Annotated in this window: 13 protein-coding genes and 1 pseudogene; 4 read left to right on the top strand and 10 right to left on the bottom strand. The window is 70.8% G+C overall.

Features of this window, described 5'->3' with window-relative positions; genetic code table 11:
* Positions 1-21: 21 nt before the first annotated feature.
* The 4 genes from nrfD to allB form a co-directional block, all read right to left on the bottom strand.
* The gene (nrfD, locus tag IPN03_14855; protein MBK9374960.1) at positions 22-1,185 is read right to left on the bottom strand and encodes a polysulfide reductase NrfD; all 1,164 of its coding nucleotides are present in this window, start codon (positions 1,183-1,185) and stop codon (positions 22-24) included.
* A 34-nt stretch (positions 1,186-1,219) separates the two neighbouring features.
* Positions 1,220-1,984, bottom strand: a complete 765-nt coding sequence (locus tag IPN03_14850) for a 4Fe-4S dicluster domain-containing protein (GenBank protein MBK9374959.1) — start codon at positions 1,982-1,984, stop codon at positions 1,220-1,222.
* The gene (locus IPN03_14845) at positions 1,981-2,481 is read right to left on the bottom strand and encodes a cytochrome C (protein MBK9374958.1); all 501 of its coding nucleotides are present in this window, start codon (positions 2,479-2,481) and stop codon (positions 1,981-1,983) included. The genes IPN03_14850 and IPN03_14845 overlap by 4 nt, the downstream gene beginning before the upstream one ends.
* A 200-nt stretch (positions 2,482-2,681) precedes the next feature.
* Positions 2,682-4,091, bottom strand: coding sequence for an allantoinase AllB (gene allB, locus IPN03_14840; protein MBK9374957.1), 1,410 nt, complete (start codon positions 4,089-4,091; stop codon positions 2,682-2,684).
* A 162-nt stretch (positions 4,092-4,253) separates the two neighbouring features.
* Here allB and IPN03_14835 point away from each other — a divergent pair, with 162 nt between their 5' ends.
* A complete protein-coding gene (locus IPN03_14835) occupies positions 4,254-6,491 on the top strand; it encodes a cyclic nucleotide-binding domain-containing protein (GenBank protein MBK9374956.1) in 2,238 nt (745 codons plus the stop codon).
* 75 nt (positions 6,492-6,566) lie between these two features.
* Here IPN03_14835 and IPN03_14830 read toward each other — a convergent pair whose 3' ends face one another.
* The 4 genes and pseudogenes from IPN03_14830 to IPN03_14815 all read right to left on the bottom strand — a co-directional run bounded on the left by IPN03_14830 (position 6,567) and on the right by IPN03_14815 (position 12,905).
* Complete coding sequence (locus IPN03_14830; GenBank protein ID MBK9374955.1) at positions 6,567-9,743, bottom strand: PKD domain-containing protein; 3,177 nt, start codon at positions 9,741-9,743, stop codon at positions 6,567-6,569.
* 184 nt (positions 9,744-9,927) lie between these two features.
* A pseudogene (locus IPN03_14825) lies at positions 9,928-11,262 on the bottom strand (S8 family serine peptidase).
* Between the two features lie 370 nt (positions 11,263-11,632).
* A complete protein-coding gene (locus IPN03_14820; protein MBK9374954.1) occupies positions 11,633-12,514 on the bottom strand; it encodes an EamA family transporter in 882 nt (293 codons plus the stop codon).
* A gap of 10 nt (positions 12,515-12,524) precedes the next feature.
* Positions 12,525-12,905: a RidA family protein gene (locus tag IPN03_14815; GenBank protein ID MBK9374953.1), complete on the bottom strand. Its 381-nt coding sequence runs from the start codon at positions 12,903-12,905 to the stop codon at positions 12,525-12,527.
* 143 nt (positions 12,906-13,048) lie between these two features.
* Between IPN03_14815 and IPN03_14810 the strand changes: the two genes are divergently transcribed.
* Both IPN03_14810 and IPN03_14805 read left to right on the top strand, forming a co-directional pair.
* A complete protein-coding gene (locus IPN03_14810) occupies positions 13,049-13,939 on the top strand; it encodes a dihydrodipicolinate synthase family protein (GenBank protein MBK9374952.1) in 891 nt (296 codons plus the stop codon).
* A gap of 109 nt (positions 13,940-14,048) precedes the next feature.
* Positions 14,049-15,575 carry a hypothetical protein gene (locus tag IPN03_14805; protein MBK9374951.1) on the top strand — a complete coding sequence of 509 codons (1,527 nt, stop codon included), beginning with the start codon at positions 14,049-14,051 and terminating at the stop codon, positions 15,573-15,575.
* A gap of 37 nt (positions 15,576-15,612) precedes the next feature.
* On the opposite strand, the gene IPN03_14800 is transcribed toward IPN03_14805, so the two are convergent.
* The gene (locus IPN03_14800; GenBank protein MBK9374950.1) at positions 15,613-16,743 is read right to left on the bottom strand and encodes a DUF2169 domain-containing protein; all 1,131 of its coding nucleotides are present in this window, start codon (positions 16,741-16,743) and stop codon (positions 15,613-15,615) included.
* Between the two features lie 2 nt (positions 16,744-16,745).
* A complete protein-coding gene (locus tag IPN03_14795; protein ID MBK9374949.1) occupies positions 16,746-17,210 on the bottom strand; it encodes a hypothetical protein in 465 nt (154 codons plus the stop codon).
* Positions 17,211-17,257: 47 nt separating this feature from the next.
* Between IPN03_14795 and IPN03_14790 the strand changes: the two genes are divergently transcribed.
* Positions 17,258-17,461: a hypothetical protein gene (locus IPN03_14790; GenBank protein MBK9374948.1), complete on the top strand. Its 204-nt coding sequence runs from the start codon at positions 17,258-17,260 to the stop codon at positions 17,459-17,461.
* Positions 17,462-17,504: the final 43 nt, after the last annotated feature.

The following is a 17,504-nucleotide window of genomic DNA, read 5'->3' as shown; positions in this document are numbered from 1 at the left end:
CCTCCACGTCTCCTTCGGGAGTCAACCGGGCCGCGATACCGCCTCCGGTTCGTGCCATGGCGGAAGGAGCTTCACCAGGATCGCCAGGATGACGAACGGCAGGATCATCAGGAGGATCGCCGGGAGAAGTCCCTCGCGGGTGGCGAAGTCCATCTTGTAGGTCGTGTAGCCGAGGAAGCTCTTCGAGAAGAGCTGGCCCCCGATGACGACGTTCCAGCGCATCGCGAGGATGCCGACGAGCGTGAGCGCCGCCGAGAGGGCGTAGATCCCCTTCCGGGCCTGGTCCGAGAGCCTGACGACCTGGGTCACGGCGAGGAGAACGATGGGGACCAGGCCTCCGATGACGACCTGCAGGAGGATCTGCGAGACGAAGAGCTTGGTCTTCACCATGAAGTCGAGGCTCTTGAACGACTCGTCCGCCTCGTACATCCGGTGGAGGAGGTCGATCCCCTCCAGCGTGAAGTCGATGATGAAGGCGTAGAAGAGGTACTTCGCGATCGTGTCGACGCAGCGCATGTCGATGGAGATCCGCTTCACGGCGCAGGTCACCATGTACATCAGGAGGACGAGCGCGATCCCCGAGACGATCGCCGAGAAGAGGAAGACGATCGGCATGAGAGGCGTCGACCACCAGGGGTTCGCCTTGATCGAGCCGAAGATGAACCCGACGTAGCCGTGGAGGAGGAAAGCCGACGGAATGCCGATGATCGTGAGTACGTACCCGACCCTGTCGTCGAGGCGCCGCGACTCCTCGCTCAGGTCGTCGCTCCAGAGAGCCATCGCGCGGTAGAGAAGCCTCTTCAGCCCCGCCGACTCCCTCGCCGTCTGGACGATCTCGGACCGGTAGTCGAGCCAGATCTCGAGGACGAGGACGGCCATCAGGTACCAGAGGTAGACGAATCCGAACATCGCCATCGCCGACGACGGGTTCGGCGTGAGGTACATGGAGAACGAGCGCTCGGGGTGGCCGAGGTGGAGCTGGAGCGGCAGCGGCGCGACGATGAGGAAGGCGAGCGCCGTCAGGAGCGCCAGCCGGTAGGTCGGTTTCACGGCCTCGACGCGGAAGACCCTTTCGAGGGAAGCGAGGATGAACGCCCCGGCGACGAGACCGGTGATGTACGGGTAGAGGACGATGAGGACGCTCCACTGGAGCTCGACCTCGTTGGGGTACATGAAGCCTTCCATCAGGCTCGTCAGACCTTCGTGCACGCCCGCCTCCTCACCGCACCGACCCGTCGAGGCCGGCGTACCAGGTCTTGGAGCCCGTGGCCATCTGGGGTTTGAGCACCTGCACCTTGTGCGCCCGCAGGAACTCGTGGATGGGGTCCTTCGGGTTCTTCAGGTCGCCCAGCTGCCGCGAGCCGGTCGGGCAGGTCTCGCAGCACGCCGTCGTGAGCCCCTTCGTGATCCGGTGGTAGCAGAGGGTGCACTTGTCGACCGTGTTCGTCCGCGGGTCGATGAAGCGGCAGCCGTACGGGCAGGCCTGGACGCAGTAGCGGCAGCCGAGGCAGTAGGTCTTGTCGACGAGGACGACACCGTCGGGGCTGTCGAAAGTCGCCCCGACCGGACAGACCTGGGTGCACGGAGAATGCGCGCAGTGGTTGCACAGCTTCGGCACGAAGAAGCTCTTGGCTCCGTCGCCCGGAAGGTATCGCTCCGGGAAGCCGTCGTAGCCGCCGTTCGGGGAGTCGACTTCCGGGTGCTCGGAGACGCCGTTCGGCACGTGGTAGCGCTCCACCCAGGTCCGGAAGTAGTGCGAGTCGAGCGGGACCTCGTTCTCCGTCTTGCAGGCCCGCACGCAGTTCCCGCAGCCGATGCACTTCTCGATGTCGATCACCATCGCCCACCAGTGGTCGACGAGACGATACGTGGGCGCCGCCTCGGGGTTACCCGCCTCGAGAAACTCCCAGGCGGCGGCCGCGGCCGGCGTGAGGACGAGGAGCTTGCCGAGGCCCGAGAGAAACTGCCTTCGGTCGGTGCTCATGTCTTCTTCTGCTCCTCTGCCGGGGATGCCGCCGGCTCCTTGTCGGGCGCGTGCGGGTCGTGGCAGCCGCCACAGCTTCCGCTCCCGTCCCCGTGCTCCTTCGGGTCGACCTGCTTGAAACCAGCGGGCTTGCCGACGCTCTGCGCGTGACAGACGAGGCAGAGCTTTCCCGAATCCGGCTTCACGGGCTTCGCGTCGGTCTCCGCCGCCGCGTGCGCGCCGAGCGCGCCGTGGCAGGCCTCGCAGCCGATCTTCGCGTGGGGGCCCGTCTTCAGCCGCTCCGGTTCGTCCGCGTGGCAGTCGGCGCAGGCCGCGCGGCCCGCGTGGACGGCCGCGTGCGCCCGGTTGTCTTCGAGGGCCCCCGCCCGGAAGTGTCCCAGCGCGCCGAAGCCGTCCGGAACGAGCATCCAGCGCACGACCAGGAAAACGGCGATACCCACGACGAACAGCCCCGCCATCCGAAACAGGTGCAGTGCGTGCCCCAGAGGTCGACTCATAAAACCTGCACTCCTCCCCGGCTGGAAGATGCGTGAGAATCTGGTTCGGATTCCGCTGGCCCGCCTGAGGCAAACTCTTCATTCGATCTGATACACACGGACCAGATCCGCGTCCCCGGCAACGTGTCGTCTCCGGGCTGCTCCTCCCGGCGACGGAAGCTGCAGCGACGCGTCTCCCGGGCCGCGCGGGCACGACCGGATCAGGCCCTCGGAACCCTCTCCTCCCGCTTCACGAAGCGGCCGGTTCCGGCGGCTGCGAAGACCTCGCTTCCGTCGGAGCGGCGCTCGAACGCGGTCCGGCCCCGCACGACGGTGGAGACGACGCGCCCCGTGAACGTCCGCCCCGCGAACGGCGTGTAGCGGTTCAGGTTGTGGAGCCCCTCGGGCTTCACCGTCCACTCTTCTTCCGCGTCGAGAACGCAGAAGTCGGCTTCGAACCCCGGCTCGAGCCGCCCCTTCCGCCGGCCGCACCCGAAGAACCGGGCCGGCTCCGACGAGACGAGCTGCACCATCCGCTCGAGACTGATCCGGCCCTTCCGCACGCCCTCCGAGTAGAGGTACGGAACCATCAGCTCGACGCCCGGAACGCCGCCGTAGTCGCTCCAGATCGAACCGGTCGTCTTCTCGCGCGGCCACTCCCCCGCGGCGTGGTCCGTCGCCACGTGCTGCAGCGCGCCGGTCGCAAGGCCTCGCCAGAGCGCTTCCCGGTCGGCCGCCGTCTTGACCACGGGAGCGGTCTTCAGGAGCGCGCCGAGCGTCTCGAGGTCCTCCTGCGTGAAGGCGAGGTAGTGCGGGCAGGTCTCGGCCGAGAAGGGCAGCCCCTCGCGACGCGCCCCCTCGACCTCCTCCAGCGCCTCTCCCGAGGCGAGGTGCACGACGTGGACGCGCGCTCCGGTCTCCCTGCAGAGCCTCCGCATCGTCGCGACCGCTCTCACCTCGGCCGCGGCCGGCCGCGAAGCGGCGTAGGCGAGCGGCGACGCGTCCCCGGAGCCTTGCAGCCTCTGCGTCGCCTCCAGTACGAGGGCGCGGTCCTCTGCGTGGATCCCGGCCGGCACGCCGTGCAGGAAGAGCTCGCAGAGCACTTCGCGGATCTCGTCGGGAGACAGGTCGCGGTAGGTCTCCATGCCCGAGAGGAGATAGAGCTTGAACGCCCCGACCCCCTCCGAAACGAGCTCGGCGACGTCACGACGCCAGTCTCCCTCCCGGATCGAGTTCCCCGAGACCCCCCCCCAGAAGAGGAAGTCGACGTGCGCCTTCGGCGCGACGACGGCCAGCTTGTTTCTCAGGCTCGAGGCGGTCGTGACCGGCGGGAGCGACGTGCAGGGCATGTCGACGACCGTCGTCACGCCCCCCGCCGCCGCGGCGCGCGTCCCCGTCTCGAACGTCTCGCGGTGCGTGAACCCGGGGTCGTCGAAGTGGACGTGCCCGTCGATCGCACCCGGCAGCACGAGCCGCCCACCCAGGCTCGCGATCTCGACGTCGCCGCGGGGGAGCTCCCGCGGGCCCGCAACGGCCGCGATCCGCTCCCCCTCGACGAGGATCTCCGCCGGCCGCGTGGAGCTGCCACCGGAGGGAACGTGCAGGTCCGTGAAGAGCCGTTTCGAGCCCATCCGTCGCGGATCTTAGTCCTTCGGCAGGGGTCAGGTCTTGATTTTCCATTATAGATTCCCCGCAGCGCTGCGTTAACGCGGCCGCGTCGCGGGGCGCCCCGTTCCGCTACCATCCGCGTCGATCCCGTTCCAGTCGGTCACCGTCGAAGGAGCCTGTCTGACATGCACGAACGAGCCGCCCGCTCCGGTGATGGGGCCCTTCTCTTCCACTATCCCGAGTACGACGCGCTTCCCGCCGCAGACCGCGGAGCCGTGGACGCCCTCGTCTCGACGGTCCGCGTCACTGCCGGGGAGACGGTCTTTCGCCGTGGCGACCCCGGCGATGCGATGTTCGTCGTGAAGAGCGGACGCTTCTGCGTCACGGGCGCGACGCCGTCCGGGGCCGAGGTGACGCTCGGGGAGCTCGGTGAGGGGGACTGGGCCGGGGAGATGGCCGTCCTCACCGGGCAGCCCCGGTCGGCGACCCTGACGGCCGTCACGGACGGAGAGCTCGTCCGTCTGCTGCGGTCCGGGTTCGACGAGCTCTCGCGCATCCACCCCGAGATCGCCTCCCGGCTCACGGCCGACATCGGCCCCCGCCTCAGGCGCACGCAGCTCCTCCGCGTCTGGGAGGAGCTCTTCGGCCTCACGGAACCTTCGGCGTTCCGCGACCTCGAAGAGGCCGTCGAGTGGCGGCGCGTGGCCGCGGGCGAGGTCCTCATCCGGCAGGGGGAGGCGAGCGACGCGATGTACGTCGTCGTCACCGGGCGTTTCCGGACGATCGTGAAGGGCCCGGACGGCGCCGACGTCGCCGTCCGGGAGACGGGCGCCTTCAGCACGCTCGGAGAGCTCGGCCTCCTGGCGGAGCTGCCTCGCTCGGCCACCGTCCTCGCCCTCCGCGACAGCGACGTGATCCGGCTCAGCCGCGAGGCGTTCCGGGGCTTCGCGCTCCGACACCCCGAGGCGCTGCTGAAGGTGGCGTCGATCGTCGCCGAGCGCCAGATGAACGGACACGCTCCCCGATCCCGCGCGTCCGGCCCTGCGAAGGCGCCGGGCGGCCTCACGATCGCGCTGGTGCCGCTGACGGAGGACCCCGAGTCCCTCGCCCTCGGGCGCACGCTCGCCGAGCGCCTCGGAGCTCTCGGGGATACGCTCGTCCTCGGCGCAGCGGCCTTCGATGAACGCCACGGACGGTCCGGAGCCGCCAACACCCCGCTCTCCGGTCCCCTGAGCCTCGCCGTCGACGTTTCGCTCCGCGAGCTCGAGGACCGCACCCGGTTCCTCATCCTGGACGCGGGTGTGGAGTGGACCGTCTGGAGCGAGCGTTGCCTGCGGCGGGCCGACCGCATCGTCCTCGTCGCCGACGCCGGCGCCAGCCCCGAGCCTGGCGCCATCGAGGAAAGGCTCGCCGCGCTGAAGCTCCCGGCGCGGACCGAGCTCGTTCTCGTACACGCCGCCTCGACAGCCCAGCCGCAGGGCACGTCGGAGTGGCTCGCGCAACGCGCCGTCGCCGACCACCATCACGTCCGGCCGGGAAACCGCCGCGACGAGGAGCGCCTCGCCCGCCGTCTCGCCGGGCGCGGCGTGGGCCTCGTCCTCGGCGGCGGCGGCGCCCGCGGCGTCGCCCACGTCGGGGTGATCCGCGCGATCGAGGAGGCGGGAATCGCCGTCGACCTCGTCGGCGGGGCGAGCATGGGCGCCGTCGTCGCCGCCGGCTACGCGCTCCACGGCTCCGCCGCGCCGCTCGTGTCGCTCGCCGAGACCTTCTCGGACCCCTCGAGGATCTACGACCGGACTCTTCCCCTCGTCTCCCTGATGTCCGGCGGCAAGGTGCTGCGCCTCATGAAGTCCCTCTACGGCGACCGCGCCATCGAGGACCTCTGGACGCCGTTCTTCAGCATCTCGACGAACCTCACCCGCGCCCGGATCGACGTCGACCGGCGCGGCCCGCTCTGGCGGGCGGTCCGCAAGAGCATGTCGATTCCCGGCGTCTTCCCGCCGATCATCGAAGAGGGAGACGTCATCGTCGACGGCGGCGTCGTCGACAACTTCCCGGTGGAACGGATGGCGACGCGTGCCGACTGCGGCACCGTGATCGGCGTGAACGTCGCGCCCGCCGTGGACAAGGTGAAGCCCTACCGATTCGGACCGGAGCTTTCGGGCTGGAAGGTGCTGCGCGGCCGCCTCCTCCCGTGGGCGAAGAAGACGCGCGCCCCGTCCCTCGTCGGCTCTCTCCTCCGGACCCAGGAGATCAACAGCGTCATGGCCCTGCGCTCCGGCCTGCGCTTCGTCGACCTCCTCGTCGAGCCGTCGGTCGACCAGTTCCGCCTGAACGAGTACGACCGGCACGTCGAGCTGATCGCCTCCGGCTACGACGCCGGGACGAAGGCCTTGGGGTCAGGTCTTGATTTTCTGATCTAGCGGGTCCGCGGGAGTGACCGTCCCTCGCGGGCCGGCCACTCCCCGGGCCCTCGACCGGCCGCGCCGGCCGGGCCGTCACCGCGTCATCGGCAGGTAGCTCCCGTCCGAGGTGGCCTCGTCGTTCAGGACCCCGTAGGCGATGAATCGCGACGTTCCCGAGATCCTCTCGATCCTCGCGGATCCCGCCGTGGCGCCCCGCGTGCCGAGGGGAAGGCCCAGCTGCTTCCACTCGCCGCTGCCGAGAGTCCACTCCTCGGGGCTCTCGAGAGCCTGCCCGGCCTCGCCGTAGAAAGTGACCCGGAGCGTCACGGCGCCGGCGTCACCGACGTTGACGAACGCGACGTTGGAGCGCATCGACGCGTTCTGCTGCAGGCCGTGCACCCACGCCGGGCCGTCGGCCGACTCGGCCGCAGTCAGGCCCGGGTAGTAGACGCCGAACGTCCCGGGCCGCAGGGTCGACCCCGTGTAGGTCCGCGCTCCCGCCACGAGGACCCCGACCGAGGTGCCGGCAGGAGCCTTCACGAGGAGCGAGCCGGCGACGTTGGCCCCGCCGCCCGGAATCGCGAGTCCTCCGGCGCGCAGGAAGGAGATCGCGTCCGGGAGAATGCGTTGCTCCCCCGCTGCGAGCGTCAGCGGCACCGAGCCCGAACCGCCTCCGAACTGGGCCGTCGCGCCGTACGTGAGGGTGAGGGCGAGCGGCGCGGCGCCGAGGTTCGCGAGCGTCACCTCCGTCGCGTAGCGGCTCGTGCCGAGACCCTTGACGTCGAGGACGACCGGGATCATCCGGTCCGCGGGCCCCGCGGCGCCCGGGAAGAGCGGCGGGACGAACGAGCCGTCCGAGGTCCCCGCGTCGTTCAGCACTCCGTAGGCCGAGAACGGGGATGTCCCCGAGATCCGCGTCACGAGGGCCCTTCCGGATGCGGCCTCCCCGAGCAGGGGCCGGTTGTACTGCTGCCAGCCCCAGGCCGGCAGGACCGCGTTCTCGAGCGTCCCGAGGTCTTCGCCGAGCGGACCGTGGAGACGGATCGCGAGGGTCACCGGTTCGGCCCCGGCGTTCACGACCGCGAGGTTCGACCTCATCGCGTCGTTCTCCTGGAGGCCCGCGACGATCGCGGTCGCGGTCGAGGTCGCCGCGTCCGCATAGAAGAGGCCGAAGCTCCCCCCGTCTCCCGGCGTCGACGTCCGTCCGCCGACGAAAAGGTCCGCGGCGCTCGTCGCGCCGACGAGCGTGACGCGCAGGGTACCCACCTGGTTCGTGCCGTCGTCGGGAATCGGGAGGCCCTGGGACCTCAGGAAGTCGATGACGTCGGGGAGAATCCGCGTCTCCCCCGCCGCCAGCTCCAGCCCCGCCCAGCCCGTGCCCGAGCCCGCCGAGGCCGTGTAGGACAGCAGGGCGCGCGAGGCCGCGGCAGCCCTGGAGACGAGCGTCACCTCCGTCGTGAACGGCGCGCCCCCCACGCCGCGCACGTCGAGGACGACGGGCAGCAGCGCCGACGCCCCCGTCACGCCCTGCGGCTCGCGCACGTTGAACGACACCTCGGCCGTCGCGGTGGCTCCGGCGCCGTCGGTGACGGTCACGCGGGCGACCTGCGACCCGGCGCGCGCGAACGACGCCGTCACGTCGGCCCCCGCCGCCGTCCGGCCGTCGCCGAAGCTCCAGACGTACGTCAGCGGGTCGCCTCCGTCGGCATCGGTCCCCACCGCGCGGAAGCGGACGGGGAACCCGGCGTCGACCGTCGATCCCGGCAGAGGCTCCGCGATCGACACGGTCGGCGGCGTATTGCGCCCCGTCAGCGTCTCGATCCGCGAGGCCTGGGCATTGTGGTGGTGGAGCAGCAGCACTCCGAGCGCCCCGGTCGCCTGCGCCGCCGCCGCGTCGTACCGCGCCGGCAGAGCGGTGCCTCCGAGGTCGTCGTGGAAGGGCGTGCCGTCCGCCGCGAGCACCGAGTAGCCCGGCTTCTGGGCGTCGAAGGTCAGCCACGCCGTCTCGTCCACGCTTCCGACGAAGGTGCTGGACGTGGAAACGCGGTACCGGAACCGGGCGTTTCCAGGCGACAGACCGAGACCCGTCGAACCCGCCGGGGCCGGGATCACGACGACGTTCGACGCGAAGAGGTTCGTGTCCCGCGCGGCCGGGTCGACGTTCAGGTAGCGGAACGTCCCGGTCCCGAAAGACGGCGCGCTCGCCGACGTGAAGGCGACGTGGACGTCGGTCGGGTCGGCGGTCTCCCCGGAGCTCGCGGGGTCTTCCACGTCTCCCGTCTGGAGCGTCCTCACCTTCGCGTCGGCGATGCCGTCTCCGTTGCGGTCGATCTCGATCTCGAACGTGACCTCCGACGGACTCACCCACTCTCCCCAGGTCCCCACGCCGAACCAGACCGTCGCATCGGTTCCGAGCCCGGTCGCGGGCACGGAGCTCGCAGCGCCGACCCACGCGAGGTCGGCGGCGGCGCGCGCGGCGCTCGTCCCGGCCTTCTTCGGGCTCTCGGCGTGCAGCTCGAAGGCCGACACGGTCGACACGACGTCGACAGGCAGGAGCGGCCCCGTCTTCAGGCCCGTCCCCACGAGTGGAATCGTGAACGCTCCACCCGACACCGGAGCTCCCAGCGCCCGAGAGGCCGCCCTCACTTCGGACTGGCCACGTGCGACGACGTGCAGCGGAACACGAAGCGTCCCGGCCGCCGCGCCTGCGAGCGTCACGACCCCTCCCGCCTCGGCCATCCAGAACCGGTTCGACAGCGGCGCATAGCTTCCCTGCGCGAGGACGAGCGTCGGTTCGGGCGCGTGCGTCACCGCGGTCGGATCGACGAGGACGACGTTCACGTCGAACGTCGTCGCACCCCCGGCCGGGACGACGATCGGTGCCGCCGGGACGTCGACGCGGACCCCCGGGATCGTGGCGGCGCCGGCCCACCCCGGCGTCAGAGTCACGGGGACCGCCCCCTTGTTGACGACGCGGACCTTCCGCACCGCCGTCACGGGCGCCGTTCCTTCGACGAACGCGGCGAGGCTGACCAGCTCGGGGCGCTCGTCGTTGAAGGCGAGGACGGTCGTGGCGATCGCGCGGGCCGCGTCGACGCGCCCGGCACCGACGCGGGACGGCCCGTAGACCGGCAGCGATCCGGCCGGCGGATGGCTGCTGACGTCGAACCCGGCGGTGTTCATCACGGCCGCCTTCAGCTCCGCGGGCGTCCACCCCGGGTGGGCCTTCCTGACGAGCGCCATCACCCCCGCCAGGTGCGGCGCGGCCATCGACGTTCCCGACAAGGTCGCGGACGGGCTCCCGCCGGTGAACTCGAAGCCCGTGCCTGTCGGAGAACGTCACGCCCGTCTGGACGGAGGTGATCGACGCGCCCGGTCCCGCGATGTCGGGCTTGGGCCCGGCCGGGACGCTCTCCCGCCGCGGTCCCCGGGACGAGAAGGAGGCGAGGGTGTCGGACCCCGGGAAGAGTGCGACGACGACGTCGCTCACGAGCTGGGCCTTCAGCTCGTTGGCGTCGGAGAGGGAGATCAGGACCGACGGGATCGTCACAGTCGCGTCGGTTCCGCCCATGTTCAGGGTCCCCTCGGCGTTGTTGGCGATGACGACCGCGACGGCGCCTGCGGCCTGTGCCCGCTTGACCTTGTCGACGAAGGTGCAGTCGCCCCGGTTGATCAGGGCGACCTTCCCGCTCAGAGCGGGCCCGTTCGTGATCGTCGCGCAGGCATCCGCCGGAGTGGCCGGGATGAGGGATCCGACAGTCCCGCCGCCCGGGGGCGTGCCCCCGAAGGCGGCCGTCCCCGCTTCGACGAGACCCGCGACGGACGAGGGCTGAAGGACCCGGAGCGAGCCGGCCGTGATTCCGGAGTCGACCGATGCTGCGACCGAGATCGCGAAGTCCGAGGACCCCGGGCTTCCCGTGACGAAGTAAGTGTCGCCGCTGTTCCCCGCCGAGCAGACGACCACGACTCCGGCACGGGCGGCGTTGTCCGTCGCCAGCGCGCTCGCGTCGTCCCTCTCCCCGAACTCGGAGCCGAGCGACATGTTGACGACGTCCAGCCTGTCGGAGAAGTCCCCGTCCTTGTTCGGGTCGACTGCCCACTCGAGGGCCTGCGTCACGAGGCCCGTCGATCCCGAGCAGCCGAAGACGCGCAGCGCGTAGAGGCTCGCCCTGGGAGCGACTCCCGGGCCGATGCGCAGGGACGAGAACGGGACGTTGCCGTCGTAGGGCCCCGGGAAGGTCGTGCCGTCGTCCTTCACGCCCGAACCGCCGACGGTGCCCGACACGTGGCTCCCGTGCCCGTCGCAGTCCATCGGATCGGGGTCGGGCCTCGCCGCGCCGCCGGAGCCGTAGGCGTCGCCGGCGAAATCGTACCCGCCGACGACACGCGCGGTGGGAAAGTACGCGTCGGGGGCCACCGTCCGGTCGTTGGCCCTGTAGTCGGCCTCCGCACCGTTCCCGCCGAACATAGCGTGCTGGTAGTCGAGGCCGCTGTCGATGATCCCGACCTTCACGCCCTCGCCCGTGTTTCCGTACGCCTGCCACACCTGCTGCGGCACGCCGAGGAAGGGCACGCTCGTGGAGTTGGCCGGAGAATGGAGAACGAGGGGTCTCACCGCCTTCACGCCGGGCAGGGCGCGAATCGCGTCGACCCGGGACGGGTCGAGGAAGACCGCGATACCGTTGAAGACTCTTTGCGTCCGGTACTGAACGCGGGCGCCGATTTCCGGGGCCGCCAGCAGCTCCTCGACCCGGAGCTGGACGCTCTCCAGCTCCGCGACCCGGGCCACCGACGCGCCGAGCGCAGCCTTACGTCCCGCTGCGCCCGCCCTGAGCCAGCTCTCGACGGCAGGCTCCCCGTCCAGCTCGATCATCCACTGGCGAGGATCGGTCTGCGGCTCGCTGGCGAGGAGGAAAGGCGACGCGAGGAGGAGGGCGAAAGCGGGAAGCGTGAACCGCTTCACGCCTGCACCCGACACGCGTGGCCGTTCAGGACGAGGATATCGACGGGCATGGCTCCACCTTCCGGAAGGGATTCCCCCAGCTGGGAGGATGGACCCGCCCTGGCCTCGAATCAAACCTGCGAGGCTGCGGGTCCCGTTGCTGAAGGCGCGCGGCGGGACGCCTCGCGAGAGGATCCGACAGCCCGGACGGGCGGCTTCAGCCTCGCTGGGACCGGTACTGGACGAGGGCGACGCCCACCAGGACGACGGCCATCCCGAGCGCCATTCGAGCGTTGAAAGCCTCTCCGAGAAAGGCCGCCCCGAGCAGGACGGCGATGACGGGATTGAGGTAGGCGTAAGTCCCCGCGCGAGCAGGGCTCCAGGTTTTCGTCAGATAGAGGTGGGCCGTGTAGGCGAGGCAGGAACCGAAGACGGCAAGGTATCCGATGGCCAGGAGCGCCTTCGGCGTGACGGCCCCGCTCACGAAGCCCCCTCCGAACGGCGCGAGGATCGCTCCGAAAATGGCTGCGGCGAGCATCTCGAGGCCCGCGTTCGTCAGGGCGCCTCCTCCCCTCACGTACTTCCGGTGATGGAGCGTTCCGACCGCCCAGAGAAAGGTCGCGAGGAGGATCGCCGCGACGCCGACGAGGTCGACTCCGCCGCTCGTTCCCGGTCCGACGAGAAGGACCACTCCCGCGAGGCCGAGGCCGGTCCCGATCCACCCACGAGCGCCGAGGGGCTCCGTCCGGGCCGTCAGAATGCCGAACCAGGCGGGCGTGAGCGCGGCCAGGACCGCCGCGACGCCCGACGTGACCCGCGTTTCCGACCAGACGATGAGAGCGTTGCAGATGCCGAGGAGGAGGACGCCGACGAGGGCCAGGTGCGGCAGCTCCTTTCGCGCTGGCCACGGCTCCCGGAACAGGCGCGCGACCCCCAGGGTGAGGACCGAGGCGACGCCGAAACGGACCGCAACCATCCCGTAGGGCGGGAACGACTCGAGCGCGACGGCGATGGCGAAGTACGTGCTCCCCCAGACGATCGCGCAGACCGCGTAGGCGATCCAGGCCAGAACGTTCGAGCGCGGGGCGGTTCCCGGCAAGGGCGCCGTCCTACTCCCGAAGCGCCGCCACGGCCTGCACCTCGACGAGGTACCCGTGGTGGAGCTCCTTGACGGGGACGACGGCGCGCGCCGGACGGTGCGCCCCGAGGACCCTGGCGTAGGCCGCGTTCACGTGCGGCCAGAGCGAGATGTCGGTGACGTAGAGCGTGACGGAGAGGAGCCGTTCGAGGCCGCTCCCCGCTGCCTCGAGGATCGCCTCGACGTTGCCCAGTGCCCGTTCCGTCTGCTCTTCCGCGCCGCCCGGAGCACGGCCCGGACTGGCGACGTCGTGAGGAAGCTGCCCCGCAACGAAGACGAGGCCGCCGTGGACGACGGCCTGCGAGTAGTGGCCGGCAGGGTGGGGTGCGTGCGGCGTCTCGACGATTCTCATGCCGCGAGATTCCGCTCGAAGCCCCGACGACGTCAACCAACGCCCCGGGCACGGAACCAGGAATGGGGGGGGCAGGTCTTGATTTTCAATTCCGGGCACGGCTAGAGTAGAAAATCAAGACCTGACCCCCATATCATCCCGTCATGGATGGGATCTTTCCTCCTCTGCCGACCCCGTTCCGCGAGGACGGGGGCCTCGACCTCGGGCTGCTGGCCGCGCTCGTCGAGGGGCTGAACGGGACCGGGCTCGCCGGGTTCCTCGCGCTCGGGTCGAACGGCGAGGCCGTGCACGTCGACGAGGAGGAGGCCGAGAGCGTCGTGAGGACGGTGCGCGGCGCGGCGGCGCCGGGGATGACGCTCCTCGCCGGCACCGGGCGGCTCTCGACACGCGCCACGATCGAGGCGACGAAGCGGGCGGCGGGGGCCGGCGCCGACGCCGCTCTCGTCGTGACCCCGTTCTTCTTCAAGGGCTCCATGTCGGCCGACGCGCTCGCCGCTCACTTCGAGGCGGTCGCCGGGGTCTCCCCCGTCCCGGTCCTCTTCTACAACGTCCCGGCGAACACCGGCGTCAACGCCGCACCGACCGTCATCGCGCGCCTCGCGGCGCACCCGAACGTGTCGGGCGTGAAGGACAGCTCCGGCGACATCGGCCAGCTCGCCGAGCTCGTCCGGCTCGCGCCGCACGGGAAGCCGTTCTCGGTCTTCTCGGGCAACTACGGGGCCGCGCTCCCGGGCTACGCCGTCGGCGCGGCCGGCGCGGTCCTCGCCGCCGCGAACGTGGCGCCTCGCGAGTGCGTGGCGATCCGCGAGGCCTTCCTGGCGGGACGCCTCGACGAAGCGCGCCAGCTCCACCTCCGCCTCCTTCCCATCGCCCGCGCCGTGACGAGCCAGCATGGCGTGCCCGGCCTGAAGGCCGCCCTGGAGCTCCTCGGGCGGCCCGCCGGAGTCCCGCGCCGCCCTCTGCTGCCGCTCGCCGCCTCCGCACGCGCAGAGGTCCGTCACATCCTCGACGAGGCCGGTCTTCTGCCCGTTTGAGGTTCGCCCGGTTTCGCTTGCCGGGGCCTCGCGCGGACGAGAGAATCAGGGGCACGGTCCTTGCCGTGACGAGGTCGATTTGAGCCTTTCCGGCGTACCTGCCCGGGGCGTGCCGCTCGGATGGCGACTGGGCCTGACCACCTCCGTCATCGTGACGCTCGTCCTGGGCGTCCTGACGGGAGTCGTCCAGAAACGCGAGATCGAGCGGGGCGGCGAGGACCGCCGCCTCCTCCTCGAGCAGACGCTGGCACCGCTCGCCGCCGACGTCGAGGAGGCCCCCGACCTGGCGACCGTCCAGTCCCGCCTCTCCCACTTCCAGGTGGCGCACTTCACACGCGGGCACGGCAGCGTGAGGGTCCTCCTCCTCGATGCGACGGGCAACGTCGTCGCCACGCCCCTCACCGGGCCGGCACCGAAGCCACCGAAAGACGCTCTCACCGCACGCGTGCCGGTCCGCTCCCGTCTCCTGCCAGGGCAGCAGGGCGCGCTGGAGATCTGGCAGGACGAGACCCGCTTCCGCGACATGGCGGCGCGCCGCTGGAGGCAATGGCTCCTCTCGCTGGGCGTCGCGGCGCTGTGCATCCTCGTCTCCCTCTACCTCGCCTACGTCTTCCTGATCGAGCGGCCCCTGCGCCGCCTCCTCGAAGGGGTCAAGCAGATGGAGCAGGGGTACTGGAGCGGACTCGAGATCCCCCGGGGCGCGTGGGAGATGCGCTGGCTCGCCTATCGATTCCGCAACCTCGGGACCCAGCTGGAGGAGACCGTTCGGCGGCTCGTCGAGGCCGAGCGGCGGACGTTCGCGGGCCTGCGCCCGGTGCCGACGGCTGCGCCCGTGGAGCGCAGGGACGCCGAGCGGGCCGTGCCGGGCGCTTCGCTGCAGGAAGAGGCCTTCCGGAAGAGGATCCTCCGCCGGTACCTCGTGGCGCGCTGCCGTTTCCTCGAGACGCGAGAGCCTTCCGACGCAGCCGCACGCGCCGCGGCGTACGAGGTCTGGGAGAGGGACGTCCACGAGGCGCAGCGCCTCGGGGAAAGCCCGCTCAAGTCGCGTCTCGAGGACGCGGCGTTCCGGATCCTCGAGCCCGACGCCTACGCCGACGTGAGCCGGCGGGCGGCCGGCCTCACCTCGTCGCGCAGGAAGTGGATCAGGGACCGGGAGGCCGAGCTCAAGTCGGCTCTCGCCGACGCGGGCGTCAAGCCGCGCGCGCTGCAGCACCGCATCAAGCACCTCGCCGGCATCTGGCGAAAGATGAAGTCCAAGGGTCTCGCGATCGAGCAGATCCACGACATCTTCGCGTTCCGGATCCTCCTGGAGTCCGAGGAGGAGTGCTACATGGCGCTCTCGGCGCTCCACCACCGGTTCGAAGCGCTGCTCCTGCGATTCAAGGACTACATCGCCGAGCCGAAGGAAAACGGCTACCAGAGTCTCCACACCTGCATCCGGGCTCCGGGCGGCCTGGTCTACGAGGTGCAGATCCGGACCGTGGCGATGCACGCGCAGGCCGAAGGGGGCGGCGCGGCACACTGGAAGTACAAGAAGGACGGGACCGTCGACACCGACACCTCCGAGGACGACGCCCCGTCAGGCGTTCTCCTCAGCCTGTCCGACGCTCTTCGCCGTCGCGGCATCGGCAGCTGAGCGCCGGGGGCGCCCCCGGCCAGGCCACGGGCGTCCCTCACCAGTCGACCCGGAACCCCACCTTCGGTCCGTGTGCCGGCGCGTGCGGGAGCTTCGGCAGGACGACGCCGGCCCAGACGAGCGAGACGCATCGATTCGGGACGTCGACGAGAACCGACATCAGCTTCGCGGGCGCTTCACGCTCACCCTCCCCGAGCGGGCGAATCGCGATGTGCGGCTTCTCGCCCGGGAGCTGGAAGGTCAACTGCGCGTCTCTCGGATCGAGGTTCGTCAGCGAGATCTCTTCCCGTCCCGTGAGGTGCGTCGGAAAGACCAGCGGGGGCGTTGCGCCGTTTCCTGCCTTCACGTGGTACCTGGCCTCGAAGGGGCGTCCGACCAGGACGTCGGCCGGGGCCCAGCCGCGCTCGACTTCCTTCAGCCGCGCGCTTGCCGGCGACTCTCCCGGCGGGAGCTTCACCTGCGGCAGCCCCATGAACGCCGACCGCGGGAACCAGCCGTAGTTCACCCAGGACAGGCCGACCGGTAGCGGCTGTCGCGACCACGAGTCCGGGTGGCCCACGAAGAGGCGCCCCGGCGAGAGCAGGTCTTCGGGGTCCTCGACGGTGGGAAGGTCGAGCCCCTCGACGTCGGGCCTGTCCTCGAGGACGTATCCCTTCCCCACGGGGTTCCTCGGGTAGGCCGCCGCCGTGGCGAACTTGAGGTCGTACGTCGTGTACTTCTGGAGCGGCGCGAGGACCGCCGCGTCGAGCCGCTCGCGCGCGACGGCGTCGATGCCACCGTACGCCTCGCGCCATCCGAGCGGGGCCTTCGTGAACGGCTCGGGGTCGGAGAATCCCCAGGAGCCGCTTCGCCTGACGACCCTGCGCTTTCCGACGACGCGAAGGGTGACCGCACGGCCCGCGGCCGTGACCCCAGCGCTCATCTCCGTCACCGTCCGACCGCCCGGCGCGTGGGCCATCGCGGTGACGACGACGTCGGTCCCCGGCTTGAACGAGAGTAGGTCGGTGTCGGCCACGAGGAGCCCGTCGTCGGCGACGAGCTCCGGCACGATCGGCTCCTGCTCGTCCGCGAGGACGCATCGCCCCGCCGCGACGAGGCGATAGGTCCGCTTCGCGGTGACGGCGATCCCCTGTGGGTGGGCGAGGAGGGCGGTGGTGTCGCCGGCCATCCTCAGCTCCACGGCCCTACGGGCTGGGCGCCCGTCGTCGGGCCACCCTTCGAGCCGGTCCCCTGGACCCCGAAGCCGAAGACGCGGATCGCCGGTCGCGCGTCCGAGCCGATGCCGTCTCCGTCGACGGCCTCCTGCACGATCCGTCCCGGGTTGTCGATCGAGACGTCGAGGTTGAGCCCGACCCCCTTCCCGACGGCGCCCACGACCGGGACGATCACGGAGATGACCTGCTGAGCGACCTTCCCGCCGCCGAGGGCGCCCCCGAGCGCCCCGATGGCGGCCGACACGGCCATGTCGACGACGATGTTGATCACGCCGGCGATGATGTCTCCCCAGGTCATTCCCGTGTAGACGGAGAGCTGGGTCGGAATGAGCGGCACGGTGAACGAAGCGGGCGTGTTCACCGGGCCCCCGCAGACCGTCCCGATCAGGATCCCCACGAACGGAATCGGCTCCGCGGTCACGGGAAGAGACTCGCCTCCCGTCCGGCAGGCCGCAGCCGGCCTGCGTCTTGTGGGCGCTGAACATCGGCTTGCACGAGCTCGTGAGGGTCGCCTTCGCGCTCGCCGCCACGCTCATCCACGGCGTCGGCGGAATGCTGACCAGGATGTGCGGGCGCGTGATCCCCGTGTCGTGTCCCATCCCGAGCGGGTTGACCTGGAGGGAGCCCATCATGACCTTAGGGGCCTTCTTCGACCAGGCGTCGAGCCACTGAAGGGTGCTGACGGAGCCGCCGACCGCGCTCAACGGCGGCATGG

The organism is Holophagales bacterium (genome assembly GCA_016719485.1).
Taxonomy (GTDB): Bacteria; Acidobacteriota; Thermoanaerobaculia; order UBA5066; family UBA5066; genus UBA5066.
Note: the sequence above shows the minus strand (reverse complement) of the source record. Positions and strands in the feature narration are given on the sequence as shown.

What these genes read in the sequence shown, in the direction of transcription:
- nrfD (MBK9374960.1), bottom strand. Translation starts at nt 1,185, where the DNA reads ATGGAAGGCTTCATGTACCCCAACGAGGTCGAGCTCCAGTGGAGCGTC.
- allB (MBK9374957.1), bottom strand. Translation starts at nt 4,091, where the DNA reads ATGGGCTCGAAACGGCTCTTCACGGACCTGCACGTTCCCTCCGGTGGC.
- IPN03_14835 (MBK9374956.1), top strand. Translation starts at nt 4,254, where the DNA reads ATGCACGAACGAGCCGCCCGCTCCGGTGATGGGGCCCTTCTCTTCCAC.
- IPN03_14800 (MBK9374950.1), bottom strand. Translation starts at nt 16,743, where the DNA reads ATGGCCGGCGACACCACCGCCCTCCTCGCCCACCCACAGGGGATCGCC.
- IPN03_14830 (MBK9374955.1), bottom strand. Translation starts at nt 9,743, where the DNA reads ATGGCCGCGCCGCACCTGGCGGGGGTGATGGCGCTCGTCAGGAAGGCC.
- IPN03_14815 (MBK9374953.1), bottom strand. Translation starts at nt 12,905, where the DNA reads ATGAGAATCGTCGAGACGCCGCACGCACCCCACCCTGCCGGCCACTAC.
- IPN03_14850 (MBK9374959.1), bottom strand. Translation starts at nt 1,984, where the DNA reads ATGAGCACCGACCGAAGGCAGTTTCTCTCGGGCCTCGGCAAGCTCCTC.
- IPN03_14810 (MBK9374952.1), top strand. Translation starts at nt 13,049, where the DNA reads ATGGATGGGATCTTTCCTCCTCTGCCGACCCCGTTCCGCGAGGACGGG.
- IPN03_14845 (MBK9374958.1), bottom strand. Translation starts at nt 2,481, where the DNA reads ATGAGTCGACCTCTGGGGCACGCACTGCACCTGTTTCGGATGGCGGGG.